Consider the following 14,015-nt stretch of genomic DNA (forward strand, 5'->3'; position numbering starts at 1 on the left):
CGCAGCACAGGTCCACGACCACGGTCGCCTCCGGCGCCTCGGCCAGCGCCCGGTCGACCAGGAACTCGGTACGGCGGCGCGGCACGAACACCCCGGGCTCCAGGCGGATGCGCAGGCCGCGGAACTCGGCCCAGCCCAGGACGTGTTCGAGCGGCAGTCCGGCGGCGCGCCGGTCCACCATCGAGGCGACCTCGTCGGGCGTACGGGCGGTGGCGAGGATCAACTCCGCCTCGTCCTCTGCGAAGACGCATCCGGCGGCGCGCAGGGCGGAGACGACGGCGGAAGGCGGAACAGGGGAGGGAAAGGGCACGGCGGGCATGAAAGCCTTTCGGAAGCGCGAGAGTTCAGGGCGCTCCGGCGGTCACCTGTGCAGGTGCACCGCACCGTCACGAAGGGGGAGCACCCCGGTCGGCACAGCGGTGATGGGTCCCACCTCCTCGGCACTCGGGGCCGCGCGACGTCCGCGGCCGGACGGCCACCATACCCCAACGCCGGCGGCGGACCCCGGGCCCGGCGCCCGGCGGAACCGGTACGGCCGCGGACTCGACTCGCCGGCGCAATGACGCGTTCGAGGACTCCATCCGGCGCCCGGCGGGCACCTGCCGAAGCGAGCGCAGCTCTCGGACTCGACTCGCCGGCGCAGTGACGCGCCCGAGGACCCCATCCGGCTTCGGCGGGCACCCGCCGAAGCCGGTGCGGCCGTCGGACGCCCACCCGTCTCCTCGGCCTGTTCTCGCGCGCCGTCCTCGGTCGCCGACGACGGTCAGCGCGTGATGGATCACGGTCGGGTGCTGGGCGGACTGCCCGCGCGGACCGTGCGGAGCGCCCTGTTCGGCCGGCTGCACGGCGCACCGCGGCACGGACTGTGGCCCGTCCGGATTGCCGGCCATGCGAACGCCATCTTCGGTGGCAGGTTGGTCGTGTCGGCTCCGAGACGCCTGTCTGCGGCACGGGCCGGCCGGCAGAGCCGTCCGCGAGGCCACACAACAGACCTGGCGCGACCACCCAGGAGGTTCCATGCACGACAAGCTGCTCAGCAGGGTTGCCGATGAACTCAGGCACCGGCGGCACACTCCGTCCCGCGACTCCCGGGCTCCCGCCGGACCGGACAGATTCGGTATCGACCTCGACAAAGCCAGCAGCTTCGTCGACGGCACGCTCGGCGCGAAGGACGAAGCCCGGCTCGCCGACGAGGTGGCCGAACTCCTGCCCCTGTGCTGGAGCCTTGCGAACAAGGCCGTGGAGACGCTGACCCCGATCATCGACCACCTCGGCGGCCAGCGTGAACTGATGGCGTGGCTGGACCGCCATCCGGGCCGGCCACGGCTGACGGCACGGATCCATGTCCTCCTGGGCCTGCTGGACCAGTACAGCGAAAACGCCGCGGTGCTGGGCGCGCTGCGGGAATCCCGCGCGCGAGATCCGTACCCCGCCGGCTTGCGGGGTCACCTGGTGCCGGAGACCGACGAAGAGACCCTGAGCAGCCTCGCCCACCGGATCGAGCTGTGTCTCGGCGACGGCAACGAGAAGGAGGCTGTCGCCCTCGCCCTGGCGACGGCCGACTGGCTGCGGCGAGTCGCAGGTGAGGCCGAGAGCCCGGACCCCGCGGTCCGTGAACTGGGGCACCTCATGGCCCATCTGCACGAGGACATCGGCAAGGCCGCCGAACCGTCCTGAGGCAGGTTCATAGGAGGCGGAAACCCGGGGTCCGAACGGCTCCTCGCGGTTCGCCGCCCATCTGGAGCGGTACGACGCGGGGTCGGCCGGCACCGAGGCCGGCTGAGCTTCCCGGTGTCCGGTCAGGCGACCGAAACCGCCACCCCACCCTCCGCCAGCCACTCCGGCGCCCGCGCCGCCAGGAACGCCGTGCGGCGACGCAGCCGGAAGCCGAGGGACTCGTACAGCCGGAGGGCGTGGGTGTTCTGCGCGCCGGCGTGCAGGAACGGTGTCTCGCCGCGCTCCTGGATGCCGTGCGCGACCGCGAGGATCAGGCGGGTGGCGAGGCCCTCGCCGCGGGCGGCGGGGTCCGTGCAGACCGCGCTGATCTCGGTCCAGCCGGGCGGGTGCAGCCGCTCCCCCGCCATGGCGACCAGCGCGCCGCCGCGGCGGATGCCCAGGTAGGTGCCCAGCTCGACGGTCCGCGGCAGGAACGGCCCGGGCCGGGTGCGCGCCACCAGGTCGAGCATCTCGGGCACGTCCGCGGGGCCGAGACGGACCGCCTCGGCGTCCGGGGCGGTGGCGAGGTGGCCGGCCACGAGCTGCACGCCCTCGATCCGGTGGGTGACCTCCCAGCCGTCGGGCAGCTCCCCGGTGAACCCGGCAAGCGGGATCCCGGCGCCCGGCCCGGCCAGCGCGGCCAGGTCCGCCCAGTCCTGCTCGTCCGGCTCGTCGGGCAGGGCCAGCCACGGCGCGACGCCGAGCCGATAGCGCAGAACCCGGCCGCGCCGCTCGGCGAAGTGGGCGTGCGGGCCGGCCAGGGAGGCGAGGACGGGGTTTTCGAGGACGTGCGGCGCGCCGGCGGCGATGCGGCCGGCGCCACCCGGGCTGCCGGCGGGGCTCACGCGACCACCTCGATCGCGGTCCTGGAGACGTATGCCTGGGGCATCCTCATTCCTCACCTTTCTCGCGTGGTCACCGGCGACCGGTGCGGCCATGGAACGCCAAGGAGGAGGCCCGCCCCGCTATTCCCGGTCCCCGCTGTCAGTCCCCGTGGTTCCCGGTGCCCCACTGTTGCCGGTGCCGGGCAGAGGTCGTACGGCCGCGGGGGCCGGGGCGGTGACCTGGGACGGAGCACTCCGCAGGACAGCGTACGGTTGAACCATGAACGTCACGCGAGGCTTCACGGGCCGCCCGCGCGAGCACAACCCGGGGCTGCCGCCCGGGCAGTACGACGCGCGCGACGACTGGCCCGTCCTGTCCGCCGAGGTCACCCCGGACCTCGCGCCCGCCGACTGGTCCTTCCGCATCGACGGCCTGGTCGAGCGCCCGCACACCTGGGACTGGGAGGCGGCGCGCGCGCTGCCGGGGTCGGCGTACGAGGGCGACATCCACTGTGTGACGGGCTGGTCGAAGTTCGCGGTCCGGTTCGGCGGGGTGTCGCTCGACGCCTTCCTCGACGCGGTGCGGCCCCTCGCTTCCGCCACCCATGCGGTCGCCCGCTCGCACACCGGGTACACCACGAACCTGCCGCTCGCCGACCTCACCGGCTCACGCGCCTGGATCGCCTGGGAGTACGACGGAAAGCCGCTGCCGCCCGAGCACGGCGGCCCGGCGCGGCTGTTGGTGCCCCACCTGTACTTCTGGAAGAGCGCCAAGTGGATCGCGGGCATCACGCTCCTCGACCACGACGAGCCGGGTTTCTGGGAGGGCAACGGCTACCACGCGCGCGGCAACCCGTGGGAGGAGCAGCGGTACTCCGGTGACTGAGACGGTGACGACGACCACGACCGCCCCCGGCCCTGCCCCGACGCGGTTCGCGGTGCCCGGGCGCATCGCGGTGAGCGAGCAGGCCGCCGCGGTCTGGCAGACGGCCACGCTGACGCAGATCCGGCGCGAGACGCCGCGCGCGGCCACCTTCCGCCTCGCGGTGCCGGGCTGGGCGGGACATCTGCCCGGCCAGCACCTGATGCTGCGGCTGACCGCCGGGGACGGCTACACGGCGCAGCGCCACTACTCGATCGCGTCCGCCCCCGACGGCTCCGGGCACATCGAGCTGACCCTGGACCATGTGCCGGACGGCGAGGTCTCCGGCTGGTTCCACACGGTGGCCCGGCCCGGTGACACGGTGGAGGTGCGCGGCCCGCTGAGCGGTTTCTTCGCCTGGCCGGGCGACCGGCCCGCACTGCTGCTCGGCGCCGGCTCCGGGGTCGTACCGCTGATGTCGATGGTCCGGCACCACCGGGCGCGCGGCCTGGGCGTGCCGCTGCGGATGCTGGTGTCCGCGCGCAGCCCCGAGGAGCTGATCTACGCGCCGGAACTGGGCGAGGAGACGACGCCGGTGTACACCCGCAGCGCCCCCGCCGGGGTGGCGGTGGGACGTATGACGGCCGCCCATGTGGCGCCGCTCCTGGCCGAGCGGCCTCCCGGTGGGTGGGAGGCCTATGTGTGCGGCTCGAACGGGTTCGCCGAACACGCCTCCCGGTTGCTCGTCGCGGCCGGCCAGCCGGTGGACCGCATCCGCATCGAGCGCTTCGGCTAGCGCCGGACCCGGCGTCCCGGCGGCTCCGTGCCGTGCCGGTCCGGGTCACCGGCGCCCGGGTCACCGGCGCCCCGGTCGCGCGGGAGGGCAGGGCGCGCGATCGTGGGGCGCGTGGCTCGTCGCGTGCTTCAGGTGGGCCTGAACTCGCGGTTCAGCGCGTGAGCGAGGGGAGCCGTACGGGGTACGAGACGGGTGTGGACGCTCGTGCGCGTGGGCCCGGGGGGCTTGGGGCGGAGGGCCGGTGAAACGGCCCGTCCGGCTCTTCCGGCTCCGACGCCGGCGAGGAGGTGGACATGCCTACCCAGGCGCGTTGCTGGCGCTGGCGGCGCAATCCTCTGCGGCGCCGGTCGGACGTCGTCGAGGCGTGGACGGTGCTGGTGGCGGCCGTGCTGCTGTTCGTGGTGGCGCCCCTGGTCGGGGTGGCCGTGGGCGTGCGCGCCCATGACGACGCCGAGCGGGTCGCGCAGGCGGCGCGGGCCACGCGGCACCAGGTGCGGGCCACGGTGTTCGGCGCCCCGCCGGAGCGGCTGCCCACCGTACGGGGCGACCTCGAACATCCCTACCGCGCCCAGGTCCGCTGGACTGAGCCCGGCAAGGGCACCCGGACCGCGTGGGCGCGGGTCCCGGCCGGGACGCGGAGCGGTGACGTGGTCCCGGTGTGGTTCGACTCCCGGGGCCGCAGCGTCGCGCCGCCGCCGGACGAGACGGCGGTCTGGCAGCACGCGGTCACCATGGGCATCTGCGCGGCGGCCGGCGCCGGGGGCGTGGTGCTCCTCGGCCACGCCGTCGAACGCCGGATCGCCCTGCGCCATCGGCTCGAGGAGTGGGAGCGCGCGTGGGCGCGGACGGGTCCGGAGTGGACCCAGCCGAGGGCGTGAACGGCGGGTGGCCCGGCCGCCGCGGAGGGGGCAAGCGTTTGCTGGCCAGTTCACCGGCGCCGACGTACGGTGAGCTGACCTCAGTCTCTCTTCACGAAGGCGGTTGTTGATGGCCCTGTTCGACCTTCCCGTCGACGAGCTCCGCGCGTACCGCAGCGCATCCACCGAACCCGAGGACTTCGACGCCTTCTGGGCCAAGACCCTCCAGCAGGCGCGCGAGCACGACCTGGACGCCCGCTTCGAGCCGGTGGACACCGGGCTGGCCACGGTCGAGGTCTACGACGTGACCTTCGCCGGGTTCGGCGGCCACCCCGTCAAGGGCTGGCTGCGCCTGCCGGCGGGGACCACGCGGCCGCTGCCGCTGGTCGTGGAGTTCATCGGCTACGGCGGCGGGCGCGGGCTGCCGCACGAGAGGCTGCTGTACGCGTCCACGGGCCGCGCGCACTTCGTGATGGACACCCGCGGGCAGGGCAGCACCTGGGGCGGCGGGGGCGCCACGGCCGACCCGGTGGGCGCGGCACCCGCCTACCCGGGCTTCATGACCCGGGGCATCGACGCACCCGAGAACTACTACTACCGGCGCGTGTTCACGGATGCCGTGCGGGCGGTGGAAGCGGCCCGGGCCCATCCGCTGACCGACGCGACGCGGACGGCGGTGATCGGCGAGAGCCAGGGCGGCGGCATCTCCCTCGCCGTCGGCGGGCTGGTCCCCGACCTGGCCGCGGTGGCCCCGGACGTGCCGTTCCTGTGCGACTTCCCGCGCGCGGCGACGCTGACGGACCGCCACCCGTACCGGGAGATAGGCCTGTTCCTCAAGACGCACCGCGGCCGTTCGGCGGACGTGCTGCGCACCCTGTCCTACTTCGACGGGGTGCACTTCGCGGCCCGCGGCCGGGCCCCGGCCCTGTTCTCGACGGCCCTGGAGGACGAGACCTGCCCGCCGTCGACCGTGTTCGCGGCGTTCAACGCCTGGGCGCACGAGGACAAGGCGATCGAGGTGTACGAGTTCAACGACCACGAGGGCGGTGGCCCCTTCCACGAGGCGGCGAAGGTGCGCTGGCTGAGGTCCTACGCCTGAGGAGGCGGGCGGGCGTGCGTGCCCTTCCCTCCAGTCCGACCAGTCGGTACGTTCGGGGCACCCGGCCGCGGCGTCGCGGCCGGGGTTCCGGTGACGACGGAGGTCCCATGACCGCGCACGAGACCCAGGTTCACGGCCACTGCGACGCGCGCTTCGCCGCGGTGCGGGAGGCGTTCGAGGAGAACTTCCGGGAGCGGGGCGAGCTGGGGGCCGCCGTCGCGGTGACCGTGGACGGCGCCACGGTCGTGGACCTGTGGGGCGGCTGGGCGGACGCGGCCGGCACCCGGCCCTGGGAGCGGGACACCCTGGTGAACGTGTGGTCGACCACAAAGGGCCCGGTCGCGCTGTGCGCGCACATCCTCGCCGACCGCGGGCTGCTCGACTTCGACGCTCCGGTGGCCGCCTACTGGCCGGCGTTCGCGGCGGCGGGCAAGGAGAAGGTGCTCGTCCGGCACCTGCTGTCGCACCGCGCCGGGCTGTCGGGGCTGCGGGAGCCGCACTCGGTGGCGGATCTGTACGACTGGGAGCTGACGACCGCCCGGCTGGCGGCGACCGAACCGTGGTGGGAGCCGGGCACCAGGTCGGGCTATCACGCGCTGACGTTCGGCTTCCTGGTCGGCGAGGTCGTGCGGCGGATCTCCGGGCTGCGGCCGGGCGCCTTCCTGGAGCGAGAGGTGACCGGGCCGCTGGGCACCGACTTCACGGTCGGGCTGCCGGAGAAGGAGGCGGGACGCGTGGCCGAACTGGCGCACCCGCGGGCCGTGCCGAGCAGTGAACAGGCGGCGGTCTTCAGCCAGTTGACGCCGGCCGCGCTGGCGGCGCTGACGAATCCGGTGGTCGGCGCGGCGGAGGCGAACACGCCCGAGTGGCGGGCCGCGGAGATCCCCGCGGCGAACGGGCACGGCACCGCGCGCGCCGTCGCGGCGCTCTACGGCGTGTTCGCCGGCCGGGGCTCGCACGGCGGCCGGCGCCTCCTGTCGCCGCAGGCGGCGGAGCGGGTGCGCGAGGGCCAGGGCAGCTGCCGCGATCTCGTGCTGGGCGCGGGCTTCGAGGGCGAGACCGAGGTCGGCCTCGGCCTGTGGCTGAGCGGTCCGCACGGGTCGTACGGCCCGAATCCGCGCGCTTTCGGACATGACGGGTTCGGCGGCTCCTGCGGGCTCGCCGACCCGGAGGCGGGGGTGTCGCTGGGGTACGTCATGAACCGGATGGGCCCGCGCATCGCCGACGACCCGCGCAAGATGGCGCTGGTCGACGCCCTCTACAGCGCCCTGTGAGGGCGCTCTCGCGCGGGCGGGTTTCGGCCGAACCGCCGGGCCGCCCTTCCCTCCTGGTTTAGACCAATGCTAATTGTGGTCGCGCAATGAGCCCGCACGGCTACCGCTTGTGACCACAGGAGGCGCGGCATGGCCCGCACCACCCCGCACGAACCCTCGCAGCCCGCAGACCGGCCCCTGTACGCACGGGTCGCGGCGCTGCTGCTCGACGAACTGCACGACGGCACCATTCCGCCCGGTGAACGGCTGCCCGGCGAGCGGCACTTGGCCGCGCACTTCGGGGTCAGCCGGGAGACCGTCCGGCAGGCGCTGGAGGTGCTGCGCCGCGGCGGTCTGGTCGCCACCGACCGGCGGGGCAGCCATGCCACCCTGTCCGGCCCGGTGGAGACCCCGGGGGCCCTGACGTTTCCGGTGGGCGCCCGGCCGGCGGACCCGTGCGCGGTCGACCGGGCCACGGTGGCCTGGGAGGCGCCGCCGCCGGAGCACGCACGGGCGCTGGGGCTCGCCCCGCACCGGCCGACCCTGGTGCACCACTACCGGTCGGCCACGCCGGACGGCCGGGCGCTGCGCACGGCGGTGACCTCGTTCTCGGCCGTGGCGCTGGCCGAGGTCGCGGAGCTGGCCCGGTACCGGGAGCGGGCGGACGGGGCCACTCCCGCGCAGCTGCGGCGGGCCTACGACTGGATGCGCAAGGCCGGTCTGACCCTGCACCACCGGGACGCCATCAGCCAGGCGGGCGACGCCTCCCGGGTCCGGGTGACGCGGCGGGTGCACGACCAGTACGCCCGCCCGTTGGAGATCACCGACCTGGTGGTGGCCGCCGAACAGGACGCGCTGGTCTACGAGTTCACGCTGCCGGCCGCGGTCTGACCTTCCGTGCCACCACCAGCCGGGCGCGCGGGCTGCCGTCGCCGCGCCGGCCGAAGGCGGGCAGGGCGCGCAGCTCGACCGCGAATCCGGCGCGGCCCAGCTCCTCCAGCACGGCACCGAGCCGGAAGGCCCGGTAGTACATGACGAACGGCGGCCGCCACAGGGCGTTGCGCACCCGCATCACCGCGTCGAAGCCGAGCAGCATCCAGAACGCGGGCCGCGTCGGGCGGGGCGGCGCGAGCACCGGGAAGGCGAAATCGCCCCCGGGCCGCAGGACCGAGTGGACCTGGGCGAACAGCCCCGGCAGCTCCCGGGGCAGGAAGTGGCCGAAGGCGCCGAAGCTGACGACGAGATCGAAGGCGGCCGTGAACGGCAGGGCCCGGGCGTCGCCGCGCACCCAGGCGACGCCGGGTCCACCGGCGGGCCGGACCCGGCGCCGGGCGACGTCGAGCATCCCGGCGCTGAAGTCGACTCCGGTGACGCTCCGGCGGCACAGTCCGGCCAGCACCTCCGTGCCGGCGCCGGTGCCGCAGCACAGGTCGAGCCCGTCCTCGAACGGCCCCAGCGGGGCGAGCGCCTTCGTCACGGAGCCGAGCACGTCGTCGGGTGTCCGGAAGGGGGTGCGGTCGAATTTCGGCGCGAGCAGGTCGTAGCCGTGCTCGACGGACGACAGCGCCTGGACGGCGAGTTCGCGCCAGCTGGGGCCTTCGGGTCCGAACATCCGGTCAGCCTAGGGCCACTCGCCGTTCCAGGACCGCGAGAACCCGCTCGCACCAGCGCAGGTTCTCCTCCTCGAAGGCGATCCCGGCCATCAGGGTCAGATACGGCCCGACGCGTTCGGCGGTGCGCAGGTACTCCTCCTCCGTGCGCCCCGCGAGGAGCCGGTCGCGCACCCGCCGGTAGCGGTCGAGCTTCCCGCGCGCCCAGCCCTTGCGCTCCTCGATCAGCGCCCGGGTGACGTCCGGGTCGCCGCCGTCCATCGCCTGGATCTTGATGAGCAGTTCGTCCCGGACGGCGGTGGGCCGCCTGGGCGGCTCGGCGGCGAACGCGGCCAGCTCGGCCCGGCCGGCCTCGGTGAGCGTGAACATCCGCTTGTTCGGCCGCCGTTCCTGCTGCACCGTGCGGGCCCGGACCAGCCCGTCCTGCGCGAGGCGCTCCAGTTCCCGGTAGAGCTGCTGCGGGGTGGCGGGCCAGAAGTTGGCGAGCGAGACGTCGAAGGTCTTCGACAGCTCGTAGCCCGAGGCCTCTCCCTCCAGCAGGGCGGCCAGGACGGCGTACCTGAGCGACATGTGGACAGGCTAGCAGTCGTTGACTAATCTCATCCGCACCTATTCAATTAATTGACTATAGGGGTGATCCGATGCGCGCGTTCCGCGAGGCGGTCGAGGCCGGGGACATGGCCGCCGCCGAGGCGCTGCTGGCCGAGGACGTCGTCTTCACCAGCCCGGTCGTCTTCAAGCCGTACCGGGGGAAGGCGATCACCGCGGCGATCCTGCGCGCGGTCTCCCAGGTGTTCGAGGACTTCCGGTACGTGCGGGAGATCGGCGCCCCGGACGGGCGCGAACACGCGCTGGTGTTCGCGGCGCGCGTGGGCGACCGCGAGCTGACCGGATGCGACTTCCTGCACGTCGACGAGGAGGGCCTCATCGACGACTTCATGGTCATGGTCCGTCCGTTGTCGGGGGCCCAGGCCCTGGCCGAGGCCATGGGCGCCCGCTTCGAGCAGATCGTGCAGGAGGCCGGGACGCGGTCGGCGTGAGCGCGGCGCCTCCGCCAGCCGGGCCGCACGGGGAACGGGACCGGGAAGGCCCTATCGGGGGTTCGCAGGGCCGTGGTGCCCCGGGCCCCGAGGAGGCGTCAGCCGAACCGGCAGGGTGCGCACGCTGTTGCCGACGAACCCGGCGTTCGGGGTCAGTTCCCTTGTCGGCAGGGCGAGTTCGAGTGCGGGAAAACGGGTGAACAGCCGTTCCAGCGCGACCGTGGCCTCCAGCCGGGCCAGCGGAGCGCCCAGGCAGTAGTGGGCGCCGTGCCCGAGGGAGAGGTGGCGCACGGCATCGGGCCGGGCGGGGCGGGTGACGTCGAAGCGGTCGGCGTCGGGGCCGTGCGCGGCCGGGTCCCGGCCGGCGGCCGAGTAGCCGGCGAGCACGGGGGTGCCCGCGGGTATGCGGGTGCCGGCGAGGGTCAGGTCCCGCACCGGATAGCGGAACGGGAAGTAGCTGACCGGCGCGTCCCAGCGCAGCGTCTCCTCCACGACGTCGGCCCAGCCCGCCGCCCCCGCGCGGACGAGGCCGAGCTGGTCGCGGTGGGCGCACAGCGCGCGTACCGCGTTGGTGATCAGGTTGAGCGTGGTCTCGTGCCCGGCGACGATCAGCAGCAGGAGCGTGCCGATCAGCTCCTCCTGGCTCAGCCGGTCGCCGCCCTCGTCGCGGGCGGCGATGAGCGCGCTGGTGAGGTCGTCGCCCGGGTGCGCGGCCTTCGCCGCAGCGATCTCGGCGAGAACCGCGAGCAGTTCACGATTGGCGGCGATGGCCTGGGCGGGACCGATGTCGGTGGCCACGACCTGGCTGCTGAGATGGTGCAGCCGGTCGCGGAACCCGCCGTCCACGCCGAGGAGTTCACTGACGACCCCCATCGGCAGAGGCATGGCGAAGTGCCGGCGCAGATCGGCGACGCCGTCCCGGGTGGCGGCGGCCTCCAGGCCGTCGAGCAGCAGCTCGGTCAACTCGACGACCCTCGGCCGCAGTTCCTCGACGCGCCGGGGCGTGAACGCGCCGCTCACCAGGCCCCGCAGCCGCCGGTGGTCCGCGCCGTCGGCGGTGGTCATCCCCGGCACCGTCGCGAAGGTCAGCAGCGGCCAGCCCGGGGCGATCCGGCCCTCGCGCAGCGCGGCGAAGTGGCGTGCGTTCTTGGCGACTTCCGGATGCTGGAGAAACTGCCTGAGCGCCTCGTGCCCGAGCACGGCCATCCCCTCGATCCCGCCGGGCAGCTCCACGGCCGCCACGGCGCCACAGGCCAGCAGCCGCGCGTTCTCGGCGTGCGGGCAGCCACCGGAGGGGTCGAGACGGTGCGGGGGCCTGACGGAAGACGTCGCCACCGGTTCTCCTCACGATCGGGCCGGAACGGGAACAATCGCGGACGCCATCATGTTGACCCAATCGAACGCACGGGTATAGTGCGGTCAGCGCATGTGCGTGCCCCTGATGACGGCACCGGTGCCGCTTCCTCCTCACCCAGCCCCTCGGCCGAGCCTTCCGACCGGCCCGGGCTTTCCCTCTGCACCACCTCGTGACCGGCGCGTTTCCGGCCCGGCCCGAGGTGCCGTTCCCGCCGCCCGGAGGCAGCCGTGCCCGCCTCCCCCTCGCGGCCTCTCCCTTCCCGCTCCCGTTCCCTCTTCGCTTCTCCGTCCGTGCCAGGACCGAAAGGACCCCCTCCCATGACCACCACACTCGAACACCCTCCCGTGGCCGAGCAGGCCCCGCCCGCCCGGCTCGTCACCGGTGTCCTCGACATCGACGCGCGCGGGAAGGGACACCTGAGGCCCGCGAGCCTCCTGCCCACCCCCGCCGACCCGCTGGTCCCGCCCGCGGTGATCCGCCGGTACGGGCTGCGCAAGGGCGACCTGGTCGCAGGCGTCCAGGGCGCGCAGCGCGCCCTGACCGATGTGGCGCGCGTCGACGGACGTGCCCCCGCGGACCTCAGGGGCCGCCGGCACTTCCGCGACCTCACCCCGCTCCACCCGCGGCGGCGGCTGCGCCTGGAACACCCGGCGGCCGGACCGGCCGGCCGGGTCGCCGACCTCTTCTCGCCGGTCGGCATGGGCCAGCGCGGCCTGATCGTGGCCCCGCCGAAGAGCGGCAAGACGGTGCTGCTCCAGCAACTGGCCGCCGCCGTGGCCGGCAACCACCCCGAGTGCCGTCTGATGGTCCTCCTGCTGGACGAGCGCCCCGAGGAGGTCACCGAGATGCGGCGTTCGGTGCGGGGCGAGGTGTACGCCTCCACCTTCGACCGTTCGGCCAGGGAGCACATCGCCCTCGCCGAACTCGTCGTCGAGCGGGCGAAGCGCCTGGTGGAGGCCGGTGAGGACGTCGTCGTCCTGCTGGACTCGCTGACCCGGCTGTGCCGGGCGCACAACAACTCCTCCGCCGCCGGCGGCCGTACCCTGAGCGGCGGTGTCGACGCGGGTGCGCTGCTCGGCCCGAAGCGGTTCTTCGGCGCCGCCCGGCAGGCCGAGGAGGGCGGCTCGCTCACCATCCTCGCCAGCGTGCTGGTGGACACCGGCTCCCGCGCCGACGGCTACTTCTTCGAGGAGCTGAAGAGCACGGGCAACATGGAGCTGCGGCTGGACCGGGAACTGGCCGACCGCCGGGTCTTCCCCGCCGTGGACCTCGACGGCACCGGCACCCGTCGCGAGGAACTGCTCCTCACCCCGGCCGAGTTGACGGCCGTCCACGGACTGCGCCGAGCCCTGCGCTCCCGCCAGGGCGGACCGGCGGCCCTGGAGACCCTGTTGGAACGGCTGCGCGGCACCCCCGACAACGCCACGTTCCTGCGGCACGTCCGGCCGACCCTGCCCACCGGCTGACAGGCGGCCGTGCGGCATCCGGGTTGCTCCGGTGGGCCGAACGGCCCGGCCAGCGGGGCACACAGCGCTCCCGTTCGTACGTTGATCATATGATCACCAGATTCTCATATCGGGCGGCTTCGACGGTCTGCTCCCTGTGCGTGGCCGGCGTGCTGGCGATCACCCCGGCCGTCGTCGCCGCCGAACCGGCCGCCGCGGCCCTGCCGCGATCCGGGGAGCCGGCGCCCCCCGCGCCCCGCGCGGGGATGCCCGAGCCGTCCCTGCTCCACCGCTCCGGCATCCAGGTCCGGCCGCGCCGCGGCGCCCCCGCGGTGCCGGACGTCTCCGCGCTGTCCTGGCTGGTCGCCGACGCGGACAGCGGGGAGGTGCTGGCAGCCGACGGAGCGCACCGTGCGCTGCCGCCCGCGAGCACCATGAAGACCCTGTTCGCGCTCAGCGTCCTGCCGGCGCTGCCCAGCGGGCTGCAGCACACGGTGCGCTACTCCGAGCTGAAGGACGTCGGCGAGGGCAGCAGCCTGGTCGGGGTCGAACAGGGCCACAGCTACCGGGTGGCGGACCTGTGGCGCGGGGTCTTCCTCGCTTCGGGGAACGACGCCGTGCACGTGCTCGCCTCGATGGGCGGCGGCTGGCAGGCCACCGCCCGGCGGATGCAGGCGAAGGCCCGCTCGCTGGGCGCCCTGGACACCCACGTGGTCTCCCCGGACGGCTACGACGCCCCCGGTCAGGTGTCCTCCGCCTACGACCTCGCGATCTTCGGGCGCGAGGGGCTGCGCAACCCCGACTTCGCCCGGTACTGCTCCACCGCTCATGCGCGCTTCCCCGGCGACGGGTCGTCGTATCCCATCGAGAACACCAACCGGCTGCTGACCGGCGAGGACGGCGTGGCGCCGTATCCGGGGCTGATCGGCATCAAGAACGGCTACACCAGCAACGCGGGCAACACGCTCGTGGCCGCCGCCCGCCGGGGCGGGCGCACCCTCGTGGTGACCGTGATGAACCCTCAGACCGGCGGCGGGCTGACCGTGTACGAGGAGGCCCGCGCGCTGCTCGACTGGGGCTTCGCCGCGGCCGGGCGGGTGGATCCGGTCGGCTCGCTGGACGCGCTGCGCCCGGGACGGCCGCCGCGCGCCTCGGC

14 protein-coding genes and 1 pseudogene are annotated in these 14,015 nt (G+C 74.3%); 10 read left to right on the top strand and 5 right to left on the bottom strand.

Annotation, left to right across the window (positions count from 1 at the left end):
- Positions 1-319: pseudogene (locus ACLU3S_RS30850) on the bottom strand (putative protein N(5)-glutamine methyltransferase); the annotation flags it as partial.
- A 698-nt stretch (positions 320-1,017) separates the two neighbouring features.
- Between ACLU3S_RS30850 and ACLU3S_RS30855 the strand changes: the two are divergent.
- Complete coding sequence (locus ACLU3S_RS30855) at positions 1,018-1,677, top strand: hypothetical protein (RefSeq protein ID WP_413955267.1); 660 nt, start codon at positions 1,018-1,020, stop codon at positions 1,675-1,677.
- A 122-nt stretch (positions 1,678-1,799) separates the two neighbouring features.
- Here the strand turns inward: ACLU3S_RS30855 and ACLU3S_RS30860 are convergent, their stop codons facing one another.
- Positions 1,800-2,561: a GNAT family N-acetyltransferase gene (locus ACLU3S_RS30860; RefSeq protein WP_413955268.1), complete on the bottom strand. Its 762-nt coding sequence runs from the start codon at positions 2,559-2,561 to the stop codon at positions 1,800-1,802.
- A gap of 259 nt (positions 2,562-2,820) precedes the next feature.
- On the opposite strand from ACLU3S_RS30860, the gene ACLU3S_RS30865 reads away from it, so the two are divergent.
- The 6 genes from ACLU3S_RS30865 (at position 2,821) to ACLU3S_RS30890 (ending at position 8,298) form a co-directional block, all read left to right on the top strand.
- Positions 2,821-3,426, top strand: coding sequence for a sulfite oxidase-like oxidoreductase (locus ACLU3S_RS30865; RefSeq protein ID WP_413955269.1), 606 nt, complete (start codon positions 2,821-2,823; stop codon positions 3,424-3,426).
- Positions 3,419-4,198, top strand: a complete 780-nt coding sequence (locus ACLU3S_RS30870) for a ferredoxin reductase (protein ID WP_413955270.1) — start codon at positions 3,419-3,421, stop codon at positions 4,196-4,198. Before ACLU3S_RS30865 ends, ACLU3S_RS30870 begins: the two co-directional genes overlap by 8 nt.
- A gap of 293 nt (positions 4,199-4,491) precedes the next feature.
- Entirely contained in the window at positions 4,492-5,076 is a 585-nt protein-coding gene (locus ACLU3S_RS30875) for a hypothetical protein (protein ID WP_413955271.1), read from the top strand.
- A gap of 109 nt (positions 5,077-5,185) precedes the next feature.
- Positions 5,186-6,154: an acetylxylan esterase gene (locus ACLU3S_RS30880; protein WP_413955272.1), complete on the top strand. Its 969-nt coding sequence runs from the start codon at positions 5,186-5,188 to the stop codon at positions 6,152-6,154.
- Positions 6,155-6,261: 107 nt separating this feature from the next.
- Positions 6,262-7,428 (top strand): serine hydrolase domain-containing protein, encoded by a 1,167-nt coding sequence (locus ACLU3S_RS30885; RefSeq protein ID WP_413955273.1) that lies wholly within the window; start codon positions 6,262-6,264, stop codon positions 7,426-7,428.
- Between the two features lie 129 nt (positions 7,429-7,557).
- A complete protein-coding gene (locus ACLU3S_RS30890) occupies positions 7,558-8,298 on the top strand; it encodes a GntR family transcriptional regulator (protein ID WP_413955274.1) in 741 nt (246 codons plus the stop codon).
- Here the strand turns inward: ACLU3S_RS30890 and ACLU3S_RS30895 are convergent.
- Both ACLU3S_RS30895 and ACLU3S_RS30900 read right to left on the bottom strand, forming a co-directional pair.
- Entirely contained in the window at positions 8,276-9,019 is a 744-nt protein-coding gene (locus ACLU3S_RS30895; protein ID WP_413955275.1) for a methyltransferase domain-containing protein, read from the bottom strand. The genes ACLU3S_RS30890 and ACLU3S_RS30895 overlap by 23 nt on opposite strands.
- 4 nt (positions 9,020-9,023) lie before the next feature.
- On the bottom strand, positions 9,024-9,587 hold the full coding sequence (locus ACLU3S_RS30900) for a PadR family transcriptional regulator (protein WP_413955276.1): 564 nt from the start codon (positions 9,585-9,587) through the stop codon (positions 9,024-9,026).
- A gap of 71 nt (positions 9,588-9,658) precedes the next feature.
- Between ACLU3S_RS30900 and ACLU3S_RS30905 the strand changes: the two genes are divergently transcribed.
- Entirely contained in the window at positions 9,659-10,057 is a 399-nt protein-coding gene (locus ACLU3S_RS30905) for a nuclear transport factor 2 family protein (RefSeq protein WP_413955277.1), read from the top strand.
- Positions 10,058-10,108: 51 nt separating this feature from the next.
- On the opposite strand, the gene ACLU3S_RS30910 is transcribed toward ACLU3S_RS30905, so the two are convergent.
- On the bottom strand, positions 10,109-11,392 hold the full coding sequence (locus tag ACLU3S_RS30910; protein ID WP_413955278.1) for a cytochrome P450 family protein: 1,284 nt from the start codon (positions 11,390-11,392) through the stop codon (positions 10,109-10,111).
- 339 nt (positions 11,393-11,731) lie between these two features.
- Between ACLU3S_RS30910 and rho the strand changes: the two genes are divergently transcribed.
- Both rho and ACLU3S_RS30920 read left to right on the top strand, forming a co-directional pair.
- On the top strand, positions 11,732-12,880 hold the full coding sequence (gene rho / locus ACLU3S_RS30915; protein ID WP_413955279.1) for a transcription termination factor Rho: 1,149 nt from the start codon (positions 11,732-11,734) through the stop codon (positions 12,878-12,880).
- Between the two features lie 89 nt (positions 12,881-12,969).
- Positions 12,970-14,015 (top strand): D-alanyl-D-alanine carboxypeptidase family protein (locus tag ACLU3S_RS30920; protein ID WP_413955280.1); only part of this gene is annotated, 1,046 nt, incomplete at its 3' end.

The organism is Streptomyces sp. AF1A, from assembly GCF_047340315.1.
GTDB lineage: Bacteria > Actinomycetota > Actinomycetes > Streptomycetales > Streptomycetaceae > Streptomyces.